We start from the raw sequence: 17,179 nt of genomic DNA, 5'->3' as shown, positions 1-17,179 counted from the left end.
TTGTGATCAGCAGGAGCAGCCCGAACCTGTCCTGACCGGGCGTCAGAGGAATGGTTCTACGCCGCTATGACGGCAGGGGTGTTCCCATCGGCGTCCTCCCGTGCTTGCTTGCGATCCACTAGAGCGGCGTCCGTTCAGACTGGATCACGGATGCGGCTCTAACTCATTGTTTGTCGAGCAACATCCGACCAGACGATTCCGTCTGATCGGATGCTGCTCTAGCAGGTTCAGGGACGAAACCATGGTTCAGGGCGACTCTTCCTCAACGCTACGGGTGGGGCTTGTGGGATGCGGGCATTTCGGACGGTTTCACGCCCTGAAATCAGCCGCAGCGGCTCGGGAGACGCTGGTGGGGCTGTTCGACCCGGACCGTGCAAAAGCTGAAGCGCTGGCGAAGGAAGCGGGTACGAGAGCATTCAGCGATCTTGATGAGCTGCTGTCTCAGGTCGAGGCCGTGATCATCGCGGCTCCGGCGGAACTGCATTTCACTCTGGCCGTGCAGGCGCTCCGGGCGGGAAAGCATGTGCTGGTCGAAAAGCCGATGGCGGCGACTCTGGCGGAAGCGGACGAACTGGTCACACTGGCTGACAATGCCGGTAAAGTGCTTCAGGTCGGACATCTGCTTCGCTACTCGGCGGAATATGAGGCCATCACGGCGCGAATCAGACGCCCTCTCTATATAGAGGCAACCCGCATCGCGCCGTTCAAGCCGCGTGGCACGGATGTATCGGTGATTCTCGATCTGATGATTCACGATCTCGACCTGATTCTCGCCATCGTGGACAGCCCGATCGCGCAGGTGGACGCCATCGGCGCGGCTGTCAGTTCAGAGCACGAGGACATCGCCAATGCCCGTGTGCGATTCGAGAACGGGTGTGTGGCGACCATCACGGCCAGCCGGATTTCTCTGAAAACCGAGCGGAAGATGCGGCTGTTCTCTGCCGAAGGTTATCTGTCGGCCGATTTTGGCAAGCGTGAACTGGTGATGATCGGGCGTGAGAAGGGGATGCCGCTGCCGGGGACCGGCGGTTTCCGACGGGAGGCTGCCTCATGGAAAGAGCACGATTCTCTGGAAGCCGAGCACCGCGCCTTCGCGGCCTCCTGTCTGGATGGCGCGCCCGTAAAGGTGGACGCGGAGGCCGGACGTCGTGCGCTGGAAGCGGCGCTGGCGGTGGGGGACGGAATCGCAGAATCGCGGCAGAGAATGGAACTCTCGGGACTGATCGGTGACTGCGTTTCCTGAATGAAATGCAGTCGATACCGGCAATTATCGTCGGGCTGACCGGGGTTGCGGTGCGTCATGCAGGGAGGGGCTTGCATGACGTGGATTTTGGGAACAAAAAAGGAACATGGGCGGGTTGAAACGGACGTCTGAGTCCTGTTTTGCAGAAGGCTGCCGCCTTTCAGACGTCAACACTTTTTTTGTGCTTTTGCCCTATATCTTGTGCTAGCAGTTAAACGCCACACCGCATATTGTGTCCCCGGAACGCGGGACTAAACGTCCGTGTCCTTGATTCTGCCTGAATTGCCTGAGTGCACGGAGCAACCTGAGTGAGCTTGACTACAGACATGTCTGATACCCTCTCCGGTGCCCCCGCCAGCCATTCCGAGGATGAAGGTTCCCTCTTCGAGCCCGATATGCTGGATGATATCGTGCAACTCGAAGGACATCATCCTGTCCGCGTCGATCGCTCCCGGGATGCCCTTCTGACCGACTTCGGTCGCGCCACGCTTGATAACCGCTATCTTCTGCCGGATGAGGGATATCAGGATCTCTTCGCGCGCGTCGCCTCCTATTATGGCGCGGACGCCGCTCACGCGCAGCGTCTCTATGACTATATTTCCCGCCACTGGTTCATGCCGGCAACGCCGGTTCTGTCGAATGGCGGCACGAACCGGGGACTGCCGATCTCCTGCTTCCTGAACGAGGCCTCCGACAGCCTTGATGGCATTGTCGGTCTCTGGAACGAGAATGTCTGGCTGGCGTCGAAAGGTGGTGGCATCGGCTCCTACTGGGGAAATCTGCGTTCCATCGGTGAGAATGTCGGTCGTAACGGCAAGACATCTGGTGTCATTCCATTCATCCGTGTGATGGACAGTCTGACGCTGGCGATCTCACAGGGGTCGCTGCGTCGCGGTTCCGCTGCGGTGTATCTGCCGGTATGGCATCCCGAGATTGAGGAATTTATCGAGCTTCGTCGGCCGACCGGTGGCGATCCGAATCGTAAGGCTCTCAACCTTCATCACGGCATATTGGTCACCGACGCGTTCATGCGCGCCGTTGAGGCTGATGAGCAGTGGGCGCTCCTGTCGCCGAAGGATCATACGGTCATTCGCAAGGTGTCGGCACGGTCGCTCTGGATTCGTATCCTGACCGCACGCATGGAGCAGGGCGAGCCTTACATCGTCTATTCCGACCACGTGAATAACGCCCGCCCGGAGCACCAGAAGCTGGCCGGTCTGGAAGTGAAGACTTCCAATCTGTGTTCGGAAATCACGCTGCCGACGGGGATCGATCATCACGGCAAGGATCGGACCGCTGTCTGCTGCCTGTCCTCGCTCAATCTCGAAACGTGGGATGACTGGCACGATAATCCGCAGTTCATCGAAGACGTGATGCTGTTTCTGGATAACGTGTTGCAGGATTTCATTGACCGTGCGCCGAAGGAAATGCATCGCGCCGCCTATGCGGCGATGCGTGAGCGCTCGGTCGGTCTCGGCGTGATGGGTTTCCACTCCTTTCTGCAGGCGCGGAAGGTTCCGTTCGAGAGCGTCATCGCGAAAGTCTGGAATCGCAAGATTTTCAAGCAGATTCGCGAACAGGCGGACGCAGCGTCCAGATCACTGGCCAAAACCCGTGGCCCCTGCCCGGACGCGGCTGAATATGGCTTCGAAGAGCGGTTTTCCAATAAACTGGCCATCGCTCCGACGGCGTCGATCTCCATCATTGCTGGCAACGCCAGCCCGGGGATCGAGCCCATCACGGCGAACGTCTTCCTGCAGAAGACGCTGTCCGGATCGTTTTCCGTCCGCAACCGGCATCTGAAAAAGCTGCTGGTTGAGAAAGAGCAGGATACGGATGATGTCTGGTCGTCCATCACCCTGAATCAGGGGAGCGTGCAGCATCTCGATTTTCTCACGCAGGATGAGAAGGACGTCTACAAGACCGCCTTCGAACTTGATCAGCGCTGGGTTGTCGAACATGCGGCCGATCGTGCGCCGTTCATCTGTCAGGCGCAGTCGGTCAATCTGTTCCTGCCTGCGAATGTTCATAAGCGCGACCTGCACCAGATCCACTTTCAGGCGTGGAAGAAGGGCGTCAAATCGCTTTACTACTGCCGTTCCCTTTCCATCCAGCGCGCTGACACGGTGAGCAACGTCTCACAGAAGCATGAGATGGATCTGAAGCCTCAGGCGGAGACCGGTGCGGGGAGCAGCAACTATGAGGAATGCCTTTCCTGCCAGTAAGGCAGGCGCATAGGCTCTTCTGAACGGGTATGGACCTTTGCTGTCCCTATTCTTTCCGTGTGTAGGGTCTATGTAAAAATTATTCGATAAAACAAGGTGATTTCGGTTTTTATATTCTGGAAATCCGCAATCTGCGGCGTTATCAGTTCAGGCAACGCCGTAGCGCTTTCCGCGCCCTTTCTTTCCGACAGCAGGTGCCGTGATGACGATGCAGGACCATGAGAAGTTCGACCTTCTGACCGCCAACCCAGTCTACAAGCCATTCCGCTATCCGTGGGCCTATGACGCATGGCTCACACAACAGCGTGTCCACTGGCTGCCGGAAGAAGTGCCGCTGGCCGACGACGTGAAGGACTGGCATCGCGTTCTCAATGATGGCGAGCGCCATCTGGTCACGCAGATTTTCCGCTTCTTCACGCAGTCCGACGTGGAAGTGAACAACTGCTACATGAAGAAATACAGTCAGGTTTTCAAACCGACTGAAGTGCTCATGATGCTGTCGGCGTTCTCCAATATCGAGACGATCCACATCGCTGCCTACAGCCATCTCCTTGACACCATTGGAATGCCCGAAAGCGAGTATTCCATGTTCCTGAAATACAAGGAGATGAAGGACAAATACGATTACATGCAGACCTTCTCGGTCGACAGTAAGCATGAAATCGCAAAAACACTTGCAGCTTTCGGCGCTTTTACCGAAGGTCTTCAGCTTTTCGCCTCGTTCGCCATTCTGCTGAACTTCCCGCGCTTCAACAAGCTCAAGGGCATGGGACAGATTGTGAGCTGGTCGGTCAGGGACGAAACGCTGCACTGTCTGTCTGTCGCGCGTCTGTTCCGGACCTTCATCCATGAAAACCCGGAGATATGGACAGACCGGCTCAAGAGCGAAATTACCGAAATCTGCGAGACCATTGTCGAGCACGAAGACGCGTTCATCGATCTGGCGTTTGAGGCCGGTCCCGTGGAGGGTCTGGATGCTGATCAGGTCAAGGCATATATCCGCTTTATCGCGGATCGTCGTCTGGGTCAGATTGGTCTTGATCCCGTTTATGGTGGGCTTGACCGCAATCCGCTGCCCTGGGTGGATGACATGCTTAATGCTGTCGAACACACGAACTTCTTTGAAAACCGGGCGACGGAATACAGCCGGGCTTCGACGGCCGGGACATGGGAAGAAGCGTTTGAAAATGAGGTTTTTGGTTGAAGACCGTTCCGTAAGAACCTGTGGATAAAGGCGGTCAAGGGTCTGCTTGCTGCCTTTTCAAAAAGACTGTGTTCTCGGAAAAGCTTTTACCGGACACTCCTTTGGTGTCTACGTCGGATGTCTTCCCGCAGACACTCAAGCAATGCGGGCAGCATTGAATAATGGATTACGGACGCAGATGTGACGATCTGGCGGAGACCGGATCAGTTACAGATGAAAGAGCAAGAACAAGCCGCAACGGACGTACCCTTACGCGCCGTCTGCTGGCTGATGCCCATTTTGCCTGTGATTATGGCGAACTTGATGTCGCGAGAGGACTTCTTGTCTTGGCGGAGCGTGTCATGGTCGGACGCAATGAGCATCAGGGAGCATCAGGGCGCAGGTTGCTGGAGCAACTGGTTCTGGGGTTTGAACGGGTCTGGCAACTGGAGCGTCGCGCGCTGGAAATGCCGCATCCACTGAATCACGCTCGCTTTGAAAATCTCAGGCAGATGTTGCTTCGTCCGTAGCATGCGCGGAGATGTTGATTTCTTCTTTTCTGGAAGAAAAGAGCAGAGTCTCTACAGTTCTTGAAAAAAATTACCAGAAGCTCCGTGGTATTCAAGAAAAACTGGTGAAACGCCGGGGAATGGTCCCTCAGCCTTCTGCGAGCGCTGCTTCTTCCATCCCGACTTCGTCGGCAGTGATCTGGATAGGGGTCGGCGGGATGATCGAGCGGCGATTGAAAAAGCAATAGACGGTCGGGATCAGTGAGCAGAGCGACAGCAGCAGCGGTCCCACGATAAAGGCTGCGCCTGCGCCGTATAATCCGAAATGCCGGGTCATATAGACCAATGCCGCAATATAGGCGCCCGTGCCGACGATATGCGAGTAAAACAGCGCTTTTGGGCGGCCCGCCATATAAAGCAGGGATTCCATCGGGAAGGCGCTCAGCGTGATGATCAGCGCGGGGGCCATCATGATGAGAAGGCTGGCTGACTCCCGGTATTTTTTGCCGAAGAGCGAAACGACCGGGTGGCCGAGCAGCATGATCGCCAGAGCTACGGCGAGCCCGATGCACCCGGCCAGAAATCCGGTTTTCAGCGCCAGTTTCCACGGGCGCGTGCTGTGCGGGTCAAGCCGCATGATCTCCGGATAAAACCCTTTTTCCATCAGCGTCGCAGGTTTGGTCGCGGAATTGATCACCGAGGTAGCGATCTTGTAGACACCTACGGCCGCCGGTCCCAGCATGCCTCCGACGATGACGTTGCTGATGGGTTCCTTGCCCACGGCCAGAGTGGTGTTGAGATTGGTCGTCCAGATGAAGCTCCAGACTTTCGGCAGCCTGCGTGGAGCGGCGAAAAGACTCGGACGCAGGGCATCGAGCATTCTGTGGCGGTCAAGCACGACGAAAGCCATGCCCCACAGGACGAGATCACCGGCAATATCCGCGATATACCACGACAGCAGATAGGCGGGCATACCCAGACCGAGAATCCACGCGGTTGCGGCCCCCAGAGAACGCATCAGCGGCGTGGCGATCTGCTGGATGCTCAGAAGGTCGAAGCGGTCCAGCAGGCGTAACGCTCCCGCCGGTGTCGCACAGGACATGGTTGGGATCAGCGTACAGTAGGCGATGGCGAGCGGGATATGTTCCTGCCGCACACCGAATTTCGTGCCGAAAAAGAATAGGGCCAGCATGGCGCCGATCATGCCGATCACTCCTGCGACGGCGTCAATCGCGCAGGCGAACCGGATGGCGAGGCGTGCGGGCAAGGTGTCGCCACGGGTCAGGGCCGGCGCGCCATAACGGATGATCATCTGCCAGCTCTGGGATTTCGTTAGGGCTGAGGCTCCCAGCGCATAGGCGTGAATGAGCATGACGGTGCCGAACAGATCGGCGCTCAGCCCACGTCCCGTGCAGACCAGTCCCAGAAGTCCGACGATACCGCCAAGCAGTTTGGTGGAAGCAAGTTGCCCTGCTTTCTTGACGACGGATCTGAGTATTCCGTCATTAAACCAGTTTTTCACAGCCAATGATCCGAACGATGTCCTGCTTCATCCTGAACCGGGTGCGCTGTAAGCCCGGTATCGCCGTGCTTCATGGCGGGTGAGGGGCGCGGATGCAACAGGAAACGCTGGCTGGAAAAGCTCTGCGCGCTACCTGGCCGATCAGGAAGTTCCGAGAACAAGGGGACGGCACAGCCGCGTCACCTCTTCCCTGACCTGACCGTAGGAGGGGCGGGCGTCAATCGTCACGGTCGGTGCGCCACCAAAGGTCAGCTTCTGGGTGGCGGCCACTTTTGCGGTAAGCGTCGCCAGATCATGGTCCGGTTTCCGGCTGAGAGCGGTCTGCGGATCGACGTCCAGCTTGATCACCAGATTCGGTCTGACGGCGGCCATTTTCTCATAGAGCCGGAACTCGCTGCGGGCGAGCGCCGCGACAAGGCGGTTGCCGGGACGGGCAGCGGACAGGCCGGGACCGTCATAGAACGCAGGAATCTCGGTCTGGGGATAACGATCCGTGATGACGGCGATGCCGTGTCGGCGGGCGTTCTGCATCTTCAGAAAACGACGGTAGCGGAGCAGCGAGAACCCGTACACGACAAGAGCGGTCACCAGACCGGGAATCTTCTCGCCTTTGGAACGGGCTTTTGTGGCCTTGCCAGTCAGCAGTTTTTCCAGAGCCGGCCCGATCAGCGGAATGGCCCCGATCCTGCGCCCGAGATCACCGGAACCCAGACCAAGATAGAAGGTCTGCGTCGGACGGGTCTGGTTGAGCTGTGCCGCGAGTTCATTGGAAATGGCGGTTTTACCCGCACCATCACAGCCGATCAGCGCCACGAGTGGGGCGAGCAACTGCTGCCGGGAGGTGTCGGCTGATGGTGAGACGGCGTAGTGCTGCGAGACCCTGTCGGTCTGACTCAACATGTTGTCTGTCCATCGCTGACATGCGCCTGATGACGAATGAGAGCTTCCCTGATGCCGTTTTTGGCTTTTTCCAGCACTACAGCCAGAGGTTCTGTTGCATCCAGATCCAGAATGGGCGCACCGTTGAAACTCAGTCGGGGAACATCGGCGATCTTGCGTTCAAGCGATGTCTGGCGGTGGTCGGGTTTGCGGGCGATGGCGGTCTCAATATCGACGTTCAGGCGGATCACCAGATCAGGCACGATACTGGCCATCCAGTCGTAGAGGCCGCGTTCCTGCATCGTCAGGAACTGCACGACGGCACTGTTGCGCGCAGAAAAGGTCAGGCTTGGTCCGTCCATCGGTCCCGGCACGGCGACCTGCGGGTAGCGATCCGTCAGGATGCAGACGCCCTGTCGGTGCAGCCTGAGCATACGGCGGAAACGGATGACGCGGCGCATGGAAAGCGCGAACATGACCACCGCCGGGACAAAGCCGATCCTGCGATTCTGGCGGGCGCTGCTGGTGACCCTGACGATTCTCCTGTCCGCTTTCCTGCCCACGAACGGCAGGCGGGCAATCGCCCGGCCCAGCTCTCCGCTCTGTTTTCCAAGGTGGCAGAGAGCGGTCGGCTGCGTCTCGCGCATCCATGCCAGCAATTCCGTGCCGACGGTCGATTTCCCGCTGCCGTCCGAACCGACGACAGCGATGATGGGGCCTGAGATAGCCATAAGGCAGCAGTATGTCCTCTGATGCGGCTCAGGATGAGCGGCGCGGTCTGTCATCAATTATACACATGAGGATGTAACAGAAAAACATCCGGGGTCATCTGTCGCTATGAGGCGGCTGTTCCGACGGGCGTGATGGCCAGCGTAAAACAGGCTCCGTGCGACCGTCAGCCGGAGGTCTGTCGCCAGTCCGTGGCGGCGGAGACTGTCGTGAAAAGATGGGCTCTTCGGGTTGGGCGGCATTGTGCCAGGGCATCCGTCCTGCCGACCGTTCCGCTGGTGGAGCGCCGGGAATCTCCCGTTCCACACGGGTCGCACGGAGTTCCGGCGGACGTGGCGGACCGGGTTCGTAGGCGTCGGAGGCACGCACGGGAGCCGTCTGGCCGAAAGAAGGGGGTGTCCGTTCCCGCTGCATGGAAAAGGAAATTTCCGTCGGCGCCGGAGGCACGTCGTCGGAAAGCTCATTCGCAGGTGTGACTGGAGCGCGCGGTGCGGTCTCCGGAACAGGCTGCACGATCTCAGGCGGCAGAAGCGGTGAGGGGGCCATTCCGGTCGCGCGGGCGCGTGGCGCGGATGTCGGCTGAAATTCTGGAGCCGATGGTGCCACTGCAACGGGAGGAAGCCACTCTTCCTGTGGCGCCGATGGCTCGGGTTTCCTGCGGGTTGCCGTCTGTTCCGGAGTGAGCGCGCCGACACGCATGGTCAGGACGCGGAGATCGGCTCTCGCATCCTCAAGCTGCAATGCGATTTCAGACAGCCGCCCTTTCACACCGTAAACGGCGAAAGGCATGAGCAGAAACGCTATGATGACAACGATTCCAAGACCGAGCAGCAGAACCTGCGCCCAGAGTGGCATCCAGTCGGGAATGGCAAGAGACATTGTCAGACAAACGCTCCGGAAGACATTTCTGGCGTCCCTTTACGTCAGGACGTCGGACTTTGCATCATCGCGTAATTTGGTCGGAAACGCCAAGACCATGATGGAGGCTGTCATGCAGCCGGAAGTCCGTCATGAAAACGGCCCGACCTGTCCGACGGTGCATTCCGTGTCGCTGTCGCAGACCGAATCCTGAGCGCCTCGGGGAAAGACTCAACTGCCTCTGTAGGTTGAATAGGCAAATGGGGCGACCAGAAGCGGCACGTGGTAATGGCTGCCCGTTCCGCCATCCGCAGGGGCGGCGATCCCGAAGGCGATCGGCACGGTATCGAGGAACGGCGGGTCGCTCAGGGCGATACCTTCCCGGCGGAAATAGGGAGCGACCGCAAACTCCAGCCGGTAGGCTCCGGGCTCCAGTTCCCCAAGCGATTTCAGTTCGGGGCAACGTCCGTCCTCGTTGGTGACGCCCGCGAACAGCACGGTGTCCCCCCGCCAGAGCGTGACCGACATGCCGACTGCGGGCCGTCCGCTGACCTGATTCAGAACATGGGTTGAAAGACTGCTCATGCGTGCGTCTCCAGCGCCTTCAGAACGTCACGGCAGCGTATGGCGGCGATCCTGTCGATTTCCGCCAGCGCGGTCCGGCGTTCCTCATCGGCGGTGTTGCGTGTACGGCGTTCCATCTCATTGAGAATATGGTCTTTCTCACTGAGCCGGACACAGATGATGAACGGCATGTCGAACTTTGCCCGATAGGCCTCATTGCTCGCCGTGAAGCGGGCGTGCTCGGCTGGTGTCAGTCGATCAAGACCGGCGGAAGCCTGCTCGTTCTGCGAAGCCGTGGTCAGCGTGTCATCAACCCCGACCTTGCGCGCCAGCTCGGGATGCTCGCGGATCAGCGCCATCTGAGCGGCGGACGGCGCTATCGCCACCACCTTACGGAAAGCCGCGAGCAGTGCGTCCTCGTTCTGAAAAGGCCGCGCCAGCCACGCTTCCTGTGCGATCCACGGCGAATGTTCGTAGAGCGCGCCGAACAGCGTCGTGAAATCATCTTGATTCAGTGCGCTGACGCGGGTGAAGACATTGTTCATTCCGGAAAGACCTCAAGCCAGTGCCGGGCGATATCGATGCGTCTGGCGACCCAGACCCTGTCATGCCGCCTCACATGGTCAAGGAACCGCGCCACGGCCCGCGCTCGTCCCGGTCGTCCGGCGATACGGCAATGCAGCCCGACGGACATCATCCGGGGATGGGTATCTCCTTCTTCCCACAGTTGGTCGAACGTGTCGCGCAGATAGCGGAAGAACGCCTCGCCTTCTGAAAAGCCGTTATAGGCCACGAACTTCATGTCATTCACGTCGAGCGTGTAAGGCACGATCAACTGCGGATGGCCCGTTACGGATTCCCATGTGCGGTCATAATAGGGCAGGTCGTCGGCATAGGAATCGGCGTCGTAGACAAAGCCACCTTCCTCGGCGACGAGCCGCGCCGTGTTCGGGCTGGTGCGTCCCTGATACCAGCCCAGCGGACGTTCGCCGGTCAGCGCCTTCTGGAGCGCGACCGCGCGCTGGATATGCTGGCGCTCGATTTCCTCAGGCACGTCCTGATAATCGATCCAGCGCAGGCCATGCGAGGCGATTTCCCAGTCCGCCTTCATCATGGCGAAGACCGCTTCCGGATTGCGGGCCATCGCTTCGGCGACGCCGAAGACCGTGACTGGCATCTCGCGCTCCGTGAACAGACGATGCAGACGCCAGAAACCGGCGCGGGAGCCATATTCATAAAGGCTTTCCATCGCCATTGCCCGCGCGCCGGGAATGGACCGTGCGCCGACCATCTCGGACAGAAACGCTTCCGATCCGGCGTCTCCATGCAGGACGGAGTTTTCCGCGCCTTCCTCGTAATTGATGACGAACTGCACGGCGACGCGGGCCTTGTCGGGCCATTCCGGGTCCGGAGGGATCGCGCCGTAACCCGCCATGTCACGAGGATAGAGGCTCATGCGTCACGCGCTTTCAGGGCATCCGGCAGTGCCTGATTCCACGCGATCAGCGCGGCATCCACACCAGCGCCGCGCGGGACCGCGTATCCTTCCGCCGCCAGAACGGTCTCCAGCGCACCAAGCGTCAGCAGCACCTTGTGCTTCATGGCGTTGTAGCCCATCGCGCCGATCCGCCAGATCTTTCCGGCCAGCGGCCCGAACGCCGTGCCAATCTCGATCTCGAAATCCTCGCGCATCCGGCGACGCACGGCCTCGCCATTCACACCATCGGGAATCCACACGCCGGTCACGTTCGTCATGCGGTATTCGTCGTGGCCGAAGACTGTCAGGCCCAGCGCCCGTAGTCCCGCCGTCATGGCGGCTCCAGAGGCCCGATGACGGTCGAAACGGTTCTTCAGACCTTCTTCCAGCATCACCCGTCCACATTCACGCGCGCCGTAGAGCATGGTGGTCGCCTCGGTATGGTGGTTCAGGCGTTTCTCTGACCAGTAATCCATGACCATAGCCAGATCGAAGTAGTTGGAACTGATGCGGGCACCATAGCCATCATCGGCATCCGCGCCGCGAATACCTTTTTCCACGTGGCGGCGCTTGAAGATATGCTCGGCGGCGCGGTCGGAAATCGTGATGGGTGAGGAGCCCGGCGGCCCGCCCATGCACTTCTGAAGTCCGGCGGTGACGATATCCAGACCGCATCCATCCACATCGACGGGCATGCCGCCGAGGGTGGCGGTGGCGTCGACGTAGGACAGCACGTCATATTTGCGGCAGAGTTCGCCCAGCCCCTCAAGCGGCTGCGCTGTCGTCGTGGAGGTGTCACCGTGGATGCAGGCGAAGACACGCGGCTTATGTTCCTTGAAGGCGGCCTCGATGGCCTCAAGGGAAGCGACCTCGCCCCATTCCAGATCAAGCGTGCGGATGTCGGCACCGATCCGCTCCGCGATTTCGGACAGCAGCAGGCCGAACCGCCCGGCGCGCACGATCAGCACCGTCATGCCGGGTTCCAGCAGCGAGACCAGCGCCGCCTCGATACCCGCCCGCGCCGTGCCATCGATCAGGAATGTCCAGCGGTTCCGCGTCATGAACACGTCGCGATAGAGCGCCATCGTTTCGTTCATGTAGGTCGTCATCTCGGGGTCGAACTGCCCGAGCATGTCGGCGCTCATCGCCCGCAGCACACGCGGATGCACATTGACCGGTCCCGGCCCCATCAGCAGACGCTGCGGCGGATTGATCTGGTCGAAAACGGGCGCGGTCATGCGGAATGTCTCCCTTGGATCTGGCTGTAATCGTCGGCGAAGAGGTGGACAAATCGGGTCAGTGCGGTCACGGCTTTGCCCACATCGGCGGGGAGGACAGCTTCCGCCGGGTTGTGGCTGATGCCTTTCTCACAGCGGATGAACAGCATCGCCATCGGCGCCAGCCGTGACATGATCATGGCGTCATGCCCCGCGCCGCTGACCAGCACCCGGGCCGGTTCGTCGGTCACGTCCTGTACGGCGGTCGTCATCAGCGCCATGAGGTGGGGATCGCAGGGGGAGGGATCGAGATTTTCACGGGGAATGATCTCGATCCCGATGTCGCGCCGTCCGGCAATGTCTTTCAGGGCCGACAGAAATGTGTCCACGGCCCGGTCGCGTGTCGCGATGGTTCCGGCACGGACGTCGATAGTGAAAATGACATCGCCCGGCACGACATTCGCCACGCCCGGCCATGTGCGCAGTGAGCCGACGGTGGCCACAAGTCCGTCACGATCCCCACCAGCGACACCGATGCGTTCAATCGCCAGAACCATCTCCGCCGCCGTCGTCAGCGCATCCCGACGCAGAGACATGGCCATGGTGCCTGCGTGTCCCGCCATTCCATGCAGCCGAATCTCGAAACGCCGCTGCGCCGCGATGCCGCTGACCACGCCGAGCGCCCGCCCTTCGGCTTCCAGAACCGGACCCTGCTCGATATGCGCCTCGACATAGGCCAGCACGCTCTCATTGCGGCGTTTCGCGGCCGCCATGCCGCGAGGCGTCAGTCCCACACGCGCCAGAGCCTGTTCGACCGTAATGCCGTCAACGTCACGTAGTTCGGCAAAGGCGGCGACAGGATCGTCCTCTTCCAGAACTCCGGCGATGGAGCGGGTGGTCAGCATGGTGATGGGAAAGCGTGATCCCTCCTCATCGCCGAACCCGACAATTTCGATGGCGAAGGGGAAACGCTCGCCGCGCTCGTGAAAGCCAGAGACGACTTCCAGTGCGGTGATCACGCCGAGCATCCCATCATAGCGTCCGCCATCCCGCACCGAGTCCAGGTGCGAGCCGAACAGCAACGCAGGCGCGTCCGGCGTGCTGCCCTCATAACGGCCGATCAGATTGGCGGCGGCGTCCTGCCGCACCGTCATGCCCGCCTGACGCATCCAGTTCGAGATGGCTTCCACCGTGGCGATGAAACCCGGACCGAGCCAGGGACGGAAGAGCAGCCCCGGCTCGTCACTGAAAGGCGTTTCGCCGAGCACATCGCAGCGTGCGACAGCGCGTTCTCCCGCGTGCGCGACGGCGCGTTCTTCCGCCGCGAGGTGCGTGTCTACCATGCGGCGACCGCTCCATCGCTGCGCGGATCGGTCGCGCCTTCAATCACGCCATCCGGATGACGGACCAGCGCTCCGGCATGGCCCATCATGGACGTGAAAGGCGCGACCTGCTCGATGGCGTGTCCCGCCGCGCCAAGCTGCGCGATCAGGGCCGGATCGAACCGGTCTTCATATTTCAGGGTCACGCTTTCCTGCCCCCATGTGCGCCCCAGCAGCCAGCGCGGCGCGGTGACGGCGGCCTGAAGACCCATGCCGTAGCGGGCATAGCGCGAGAACACGGCGGCCTGCGTCTGCGGCTGTCCTTCACCGCCCATCGTGCCGTAGACCATCATACGTCCATCGTCGAAGCGGGCGGCGGCCGGGTTCAGGGTATGGAACGGCTTGCGTCCGGGTTTGAGCGCGTTCCAGCCGTCCTCTTCAAGACGGAAACTGGCCCCGCGATTCTGCCAGACGATGCCGGTCTGCGGCAGCACGACGCCCGAACCGAACTCGAAATAGGTGCTCTGGATCATGCTGACCCCGACACCGTCCGCGTCAATCGCGCCCATCCATACCGTGTCTCCGGCCTGTGACGGGTGCGGCCATGGCGCAGCGCGGTGTGGGTCGATGGCGGCGGCCATGGCGTCCAGCGCCGAGGGATCATCCAGCAGATGCTGCGCTTCGACGGTCATGTAGGCCGGATCACCCACATGGGTATCGCGGTAACGGAAGGCCTGCTTGGTCGCTTCGATCAGTCCGTGAATATGCGCGAAACTCTCGCCTTCGTCCGCCTTCAGCCTGTCGAAGAGCGCGAGGATCAGCAGGGACGCAACACCCTGCGTCGGCGGGGCCATATTGTAGAGTGTGGCTCCCCTGATTGGCACGGAGAGCGCTGGCCGGACCAGCGCCCGGTGTGTCGCAAGATCCTCGGCGCTGACGGGACTGCCCGCGCTGGCAAGGTCGGCGGCGATGCGGCGGGCGATGGAGCCGGTGTAGAAATCCTGAAGGCCGGACGCCGCAAGGTCTCGGAGGGTCGCTCCGAGGGCTGGATTGCGAAGGATATCACCCTCCGCCAGCGGACGTCCTTCGGGTTCGAAGACGGCGGCATAGCCGGGCGCTGGTGTGAGTTCGGCTGATTTCTCGCGGGCGAGGGCGCCGCCGCCCGCTGTGACGGGGACACCGGCTTCGGCATGGTGAATCGCTTCGGCAAGAATCTGTTGCAGCGGAAGTGTGGACCCGTTGGCTTTTTCCGCCAGTTCCAGCGCCTTCGCCCATCCGGAAAGAGTGCCGGCGACCGTGTTGGCGGCCAGCGGCCCACGCCACGGAACGGTCTTGTGTCCGGCTTTGCGGTACAACGCGAGATCGGCGGCGGCTGCTGCGGCTCCGCAGGCGTCAATGGTCTCGGTGCGCCCGTCCGGCCACGTGATGAGCCAGAAGGCGTCGCCGCCGATGGAAGTCATGTGCGGGTAGACAACAGCAAGGGCTGCGGCGGTCGCCACGACCGCTTCAAGGGCTGAGCCACCGTCCCGAAGAACGGCAAGACCCGCCTGAGACGCCAGATGATGCGGGGCGGTAACCATGCCGCGCAATGAACGGGCCGTATGCAGCATCCTGCAGCCACCTTTACTGTTGTTTGTGGGTCGGTTTTTCTGAAACAGATGTAACTGGAAAAACCTCTTTTTGCCAATTGTCCTCGCGATGAGGCGAGGGGTGTTGCTCATGCGGCAGTCTACAGGGCGGAATGAAGGAAAAACCTATCCAGTTATGGTGTTTCCCTTAGAGCGGTATCCGTTCAGACTGTATCACGAATATCGCTCTAACTCATTGTTTATAGATAAATTTTATCAAACCAGACGATTTCGTATGATCGGATGTTGCTCTGAGGATTACACGTCCTGATAGTGTCGGTTGACGTGCCAGTATTTCATTGTTTCAACACGGCAACGAGCCGGTGTGATGCTCTTTGTGTGGATCACCGGAGCGATGAGGCGAGCCTCAGCCTTTGTCATGGCCCCAGTACGTCATATCCATGCCGTTTCTTTCGCACTCACGGGAAATGCGAAGTCCGGATGTCGCTTCAAAAACACGACAGATGATGTAGGCGGGTATGGCGGAAAGGAGGATCACGGTGATGATCCCCACCAGTTGAAACAGTGGCGTGATATGCGCGTGATCAAGGGCGTAGGGCGGAGGCAGATCGGTAAAACCGCCTGTTCCTGTGCCCCAGTGCAGGAAACCACCAGCCAGCGAACCGACGATGCCGGGGCCAAACGCAAGTGGCGCGACTTTCGGCTCATCAATACGGAGATGCACGAGCACGCGGGAAACGATCACGGCGAGGATCGGCCCGATCACTCCAAAAGCAAGGCTCTCCATCGAACCGGCGACGTCAAATAGAGTGCCAGTCATGACAGCTCCGGCGATGGGACCGAAAAACACCCAGACCGGTTCTCTGAGAAGCGCTGCCAGAGTGGCCCCGCTGACACCGCCGCCCAGCAGGGCGAGAAACACGTTTTTCAGCACGATACCCAGTCCGGTCGGGACCATGGTGATGCCGTAGACGCTTTTCCCCGGTGCAATCCATGTCGAACCAAGGGCGATGAGGGGGATCGCCATGAAGACGAACAGCGCCCCAGCAGCGATATTGCCGTAATTGCTCGGTTTCGGCTGAATCCCGTCAGGATCGGGAGTGAATACACCGGCCCGCGGCCCCATCCGCCATGCCGTCACCAGAGTCCATGTGCCGGTAAAGACGTAAAGCGCGACGGCTCCTTCGAAATCATGCAGACCGTTATTGGTGAGAGGCGAAAGCGGACCCCATGTGAGATACGCCGCAAGCGGGCAGAAGATGAGGCCCGTTGCAAGCGACATGACATAGAGCGGCGCGCTGCGAATGCGCTCCACCGTGCCGCTGTGAATGAGAGCGACGGTCGCCATGGCGAAGGTCACGAAGAAGACCGAGAAGACCTGTTGCGTATCCGCACCCGGTACCAGTTTCGGGTCCTGCGCCAGAGCAGGCGTGCTCATGGCGGCGCTTCCGGGCCACCAGTCAAGAAAGGCCTGCCAGAATGGATGCGGCGTGCCGAAGGCAGTATAGAACTGCCACTGCCAGATGGCGTCACCCACAAAAAACGTCGCGAGACCGCCGATCATGCAGGTGGTTATTTTCTGTACCCAGCAATGCAGGACGTTGTCTTTCCGGACCAGTCCGGCATCGACCAGACCAAGGCCGATCAGGACCAGAATCACACTGACGGCGCTGACGACATAGATGAAAGCGGACAGGATATTGGCCGTCGAAACCTGTTCAGGAAACATGGGTGAACCTTTATGAAACGCCGGACCGTCCGGTAGCGAGCTTTCTGTGACGCAAAAGCTCCATACGCAACGGGCAGCCGTCAGGCTCAAGCGTTCTGGGAGCGGTTGGGTTCCAAAGGGCAGGCTACAGTAA

15 protein-coding genes are annotated in these 17,179 nt (G+C 60.2%); 4 read left to right on the top strand and 11 right to left on the bottom strand.

The genetic code is table 11. The features are described 5' to 3' along the window. The first annotated feature begins 241 nt into the window (after nucleotides 1-241). The 4 genes from LKE90_RS07645 (at nucleotide 242) to LKE90_RS07630 (ending at nucleotide 5,181) form a co-directional block, all read left to right on the top strand. A complete protein-coding gene (locus LKE90_RS07645; protein ID WP_291492116.1) occupies nucleotides 242-1,243 on the top strand; it encodes a Gfo/Idh/MocA family protein in 1,002 nt (333 codons plus the stop codon). A 326-nt stretch (nucleotides 1,244-1,569) separates the two neighbouring features. Then, nucleotides 1,570-3,468: a ribonucleoside-diphosphate reductase subunit alpha gene (locus LKE90_RS07640; RefSeq protein ID WP_291492378.1), complete on the top strand. Its 1,899-nt coding sequence runs from the start codon at nucleotides 1,570-1,572 to the stop codon at nucleotides 3,466-3,468. Between the two features lie 202 nt (nucleotides 3,469-3,670). Continuing rightward, nucleotides 3,671-4,672: a ribonucleotide-diphosphate reductase subunit beta gene (locus LKE90_RS07635; RefSeq protein ID WP_291492118.1), complete on the top strand. Its 1,002-nt coding sequence runs from the start codon at nucleotides 3,671-3,673 to the stop codon at nucleotides 4,670-4,672. Between the two features lie 161 nt (nucleotides 4,673-4,833). Beyond that, nucleotides 4,834-5,181, top strand: a complete 348-nt coding sequence (locus LKE90_RS07630) for a hypothetical protein (protein ID WP_291492119.1) — start codon at nucleotides 4,834-4,836, stop codon at nucleotides 5,179-5,181. 127 nt (nucleotides 5,182-5,308) lie between these two features. On the opposite strand, the gene LKE90_RS07625 is transcribed toward LKE90_RS07630, so the two are convergent. From LKE90_RS07625 to LKE90_RS07575, 11 genes are all read right to left on the bottom strand, one after another. Next, nucleotides 5,309-6,682, bottom strand: coding sequence for a lipopolysaccharide biosynthesis protein (locus tag LKE90_RS07625; RefSeq protein ID WP_291492121.1), 1,374 nt, complete (start codon nucleotides 6,680-6,682; stop codon nucleotides 5,309-5,311). A gap of 141 nt (nucleotides 6,683-6,823) precedes the next feature. Continuing rightward, nucleotides 6,824-7,582, bottom strand: coding sequence for a hypothetical protein (locus LKE90_RS07620; RefSeq protein WP_291492124.1), 759 nt, complete (start codon nucleotides 7,580-7,582; stop codon nucleotides 6,824-6,826). Then, nucleotides 7,576-8,292 carry a nucleoside triphosphate hydrolase gene (locus LKE90_RS07615; protein WP_291492126.1) on the bottom strand — a complete coding sequence of 239 codons (717 nt, stop codon included), beginning with the start codon at nucleotides 8,290-8,292 and terminating at the stop codon, nucleotides 7,576-7,578. The genes LKE90_RS07620 and LKE90_RS07615 overlap by 7 nt, the downstream gene beginning before the upstream one ends. A 94-nt stretch (nucleotides 8,293-8,386) precedes the next feature. Then, a complete protein-coding gene (locus LKE90_RS07610) occupies nucleotides 8,387-9,169 on the bottom strand; it encodes a hypothetical protein (RefSeq protein WP_291492128.1) in 783 nt (260 codons plus the stop codon). 210 nt (nucleotides 9,170-9,379) lie between these two features. Continuing rightward, nucleotides 9,380-9,733: a hydroxyisourate hydrolase gene (uraH, locus tag LKE90_RS07605; RefSeq protein WP_291492130.1), complete on the bottom strand. Its 354-nt coding sequence runs from the start codon at nucleotides 9,731-9,733 to the stop codon at nucleotides 9,380-9,382. Then, the gene (uraD, locus tag LKE90_RS07600) at nucleotides 9,730-10,257 is read right to left on the bottom strand and encodes a 2-oxo-4-hydroxy-4-carboxy-5-ureidoimidazoline decarboxylase (RefSeq protein ID WP_291492132.1); all 528 of its coding nucleotides are present in this window, start codon (nucleotides 10,255-10,257) and stop codon (nucleotides 9,730-9,732) included. Before uraD ends, uraH begins: the two co-directional genes overlap by 4 nt. Further along, complete coding sequence (puuE, locus tag LKE90_RS07595; RefSeq protein WP_291492134.1) at nucleotides 10,254-11,168, bottom strand: allantoinase PuuE; 915 nt, start codon at nucleotides 11,166-11,168, stop codon at nucleotides 10,254-10,256. The genes uraD and puuE overlap by 4 nt, the downstream gene beginning before the upstream one ends. Then, nucleotides 11,165-12,427, bottom strand: coding sequence for a pyridoxal-phosphate-dependent aminotransferase family protein (locus LKE90_RS07590; RefSeq protein ID WP_291492136.1), 1,263 nt, complete (start codon nucleotides 12,425-12,427; stop codon nucleotides 11,165-11,167). Before LKE90_RS07590 ends, puuE begins: the two co-directional genes overlap by 4 nt. Next, the gene (locus LKE90_RS07585) at nucleotides 12,424-13,749 is read right to left on the bottom strand and encodes an allantoate amidohydrolase (protein ID WP_291492138.1); all 1,326 of its coding nucleotides are present in this window, start codon (nucleotides 13,747-13,749) and stop codon (nucleotides 12,424-12,426) included. Before LKE90_RS07585 ends, LKE90_RS07590 begins: the two co-directional genes overlap by 4 nt. Beyond that, complete coding sequence (locus LKE90_RS07580) at nucleotides 13,743-15,338, bottom strand: gamma-glutamyltransferase family protein (protein ID WP_291492140.1); 1,596 nt, start codon at nucleotides 15,336-15,338, stop codon at nucleotides 13,743-13,745. The genes LKE90_RS07585 and LKE90_RS07580 overlap by 7 nt, the downstream gene beginning before the upstream one ends. A gap of 385 nt (nucleotides 15,339-15,723) precedes the next feature. Beyond that, entirely contained in the window at nucleotides 15,724-17,046 is a 1,323-nt protein-coding gene (locus tag LKE90_RS07575) for an ammonium transporter (protein WP_291492142.1), read from the bottom strand. Between the last annotated feature and the right edge of the window lie 133 nt (nucleotides 17,047-17,179).

It is taken from the genome of Acetobacter sp. (assembly GCF_022483985.1).
Lineage (GTDB): Bacteria > Pseudomonadota > Alphaproteobacteria > Acetobacterales > Acetobacteraceae > Acetobacter.
Note: the sequence above shows the minus strand (reverse complement) of the source record. Positions and strands in the feature narration are given on the sequence as shown.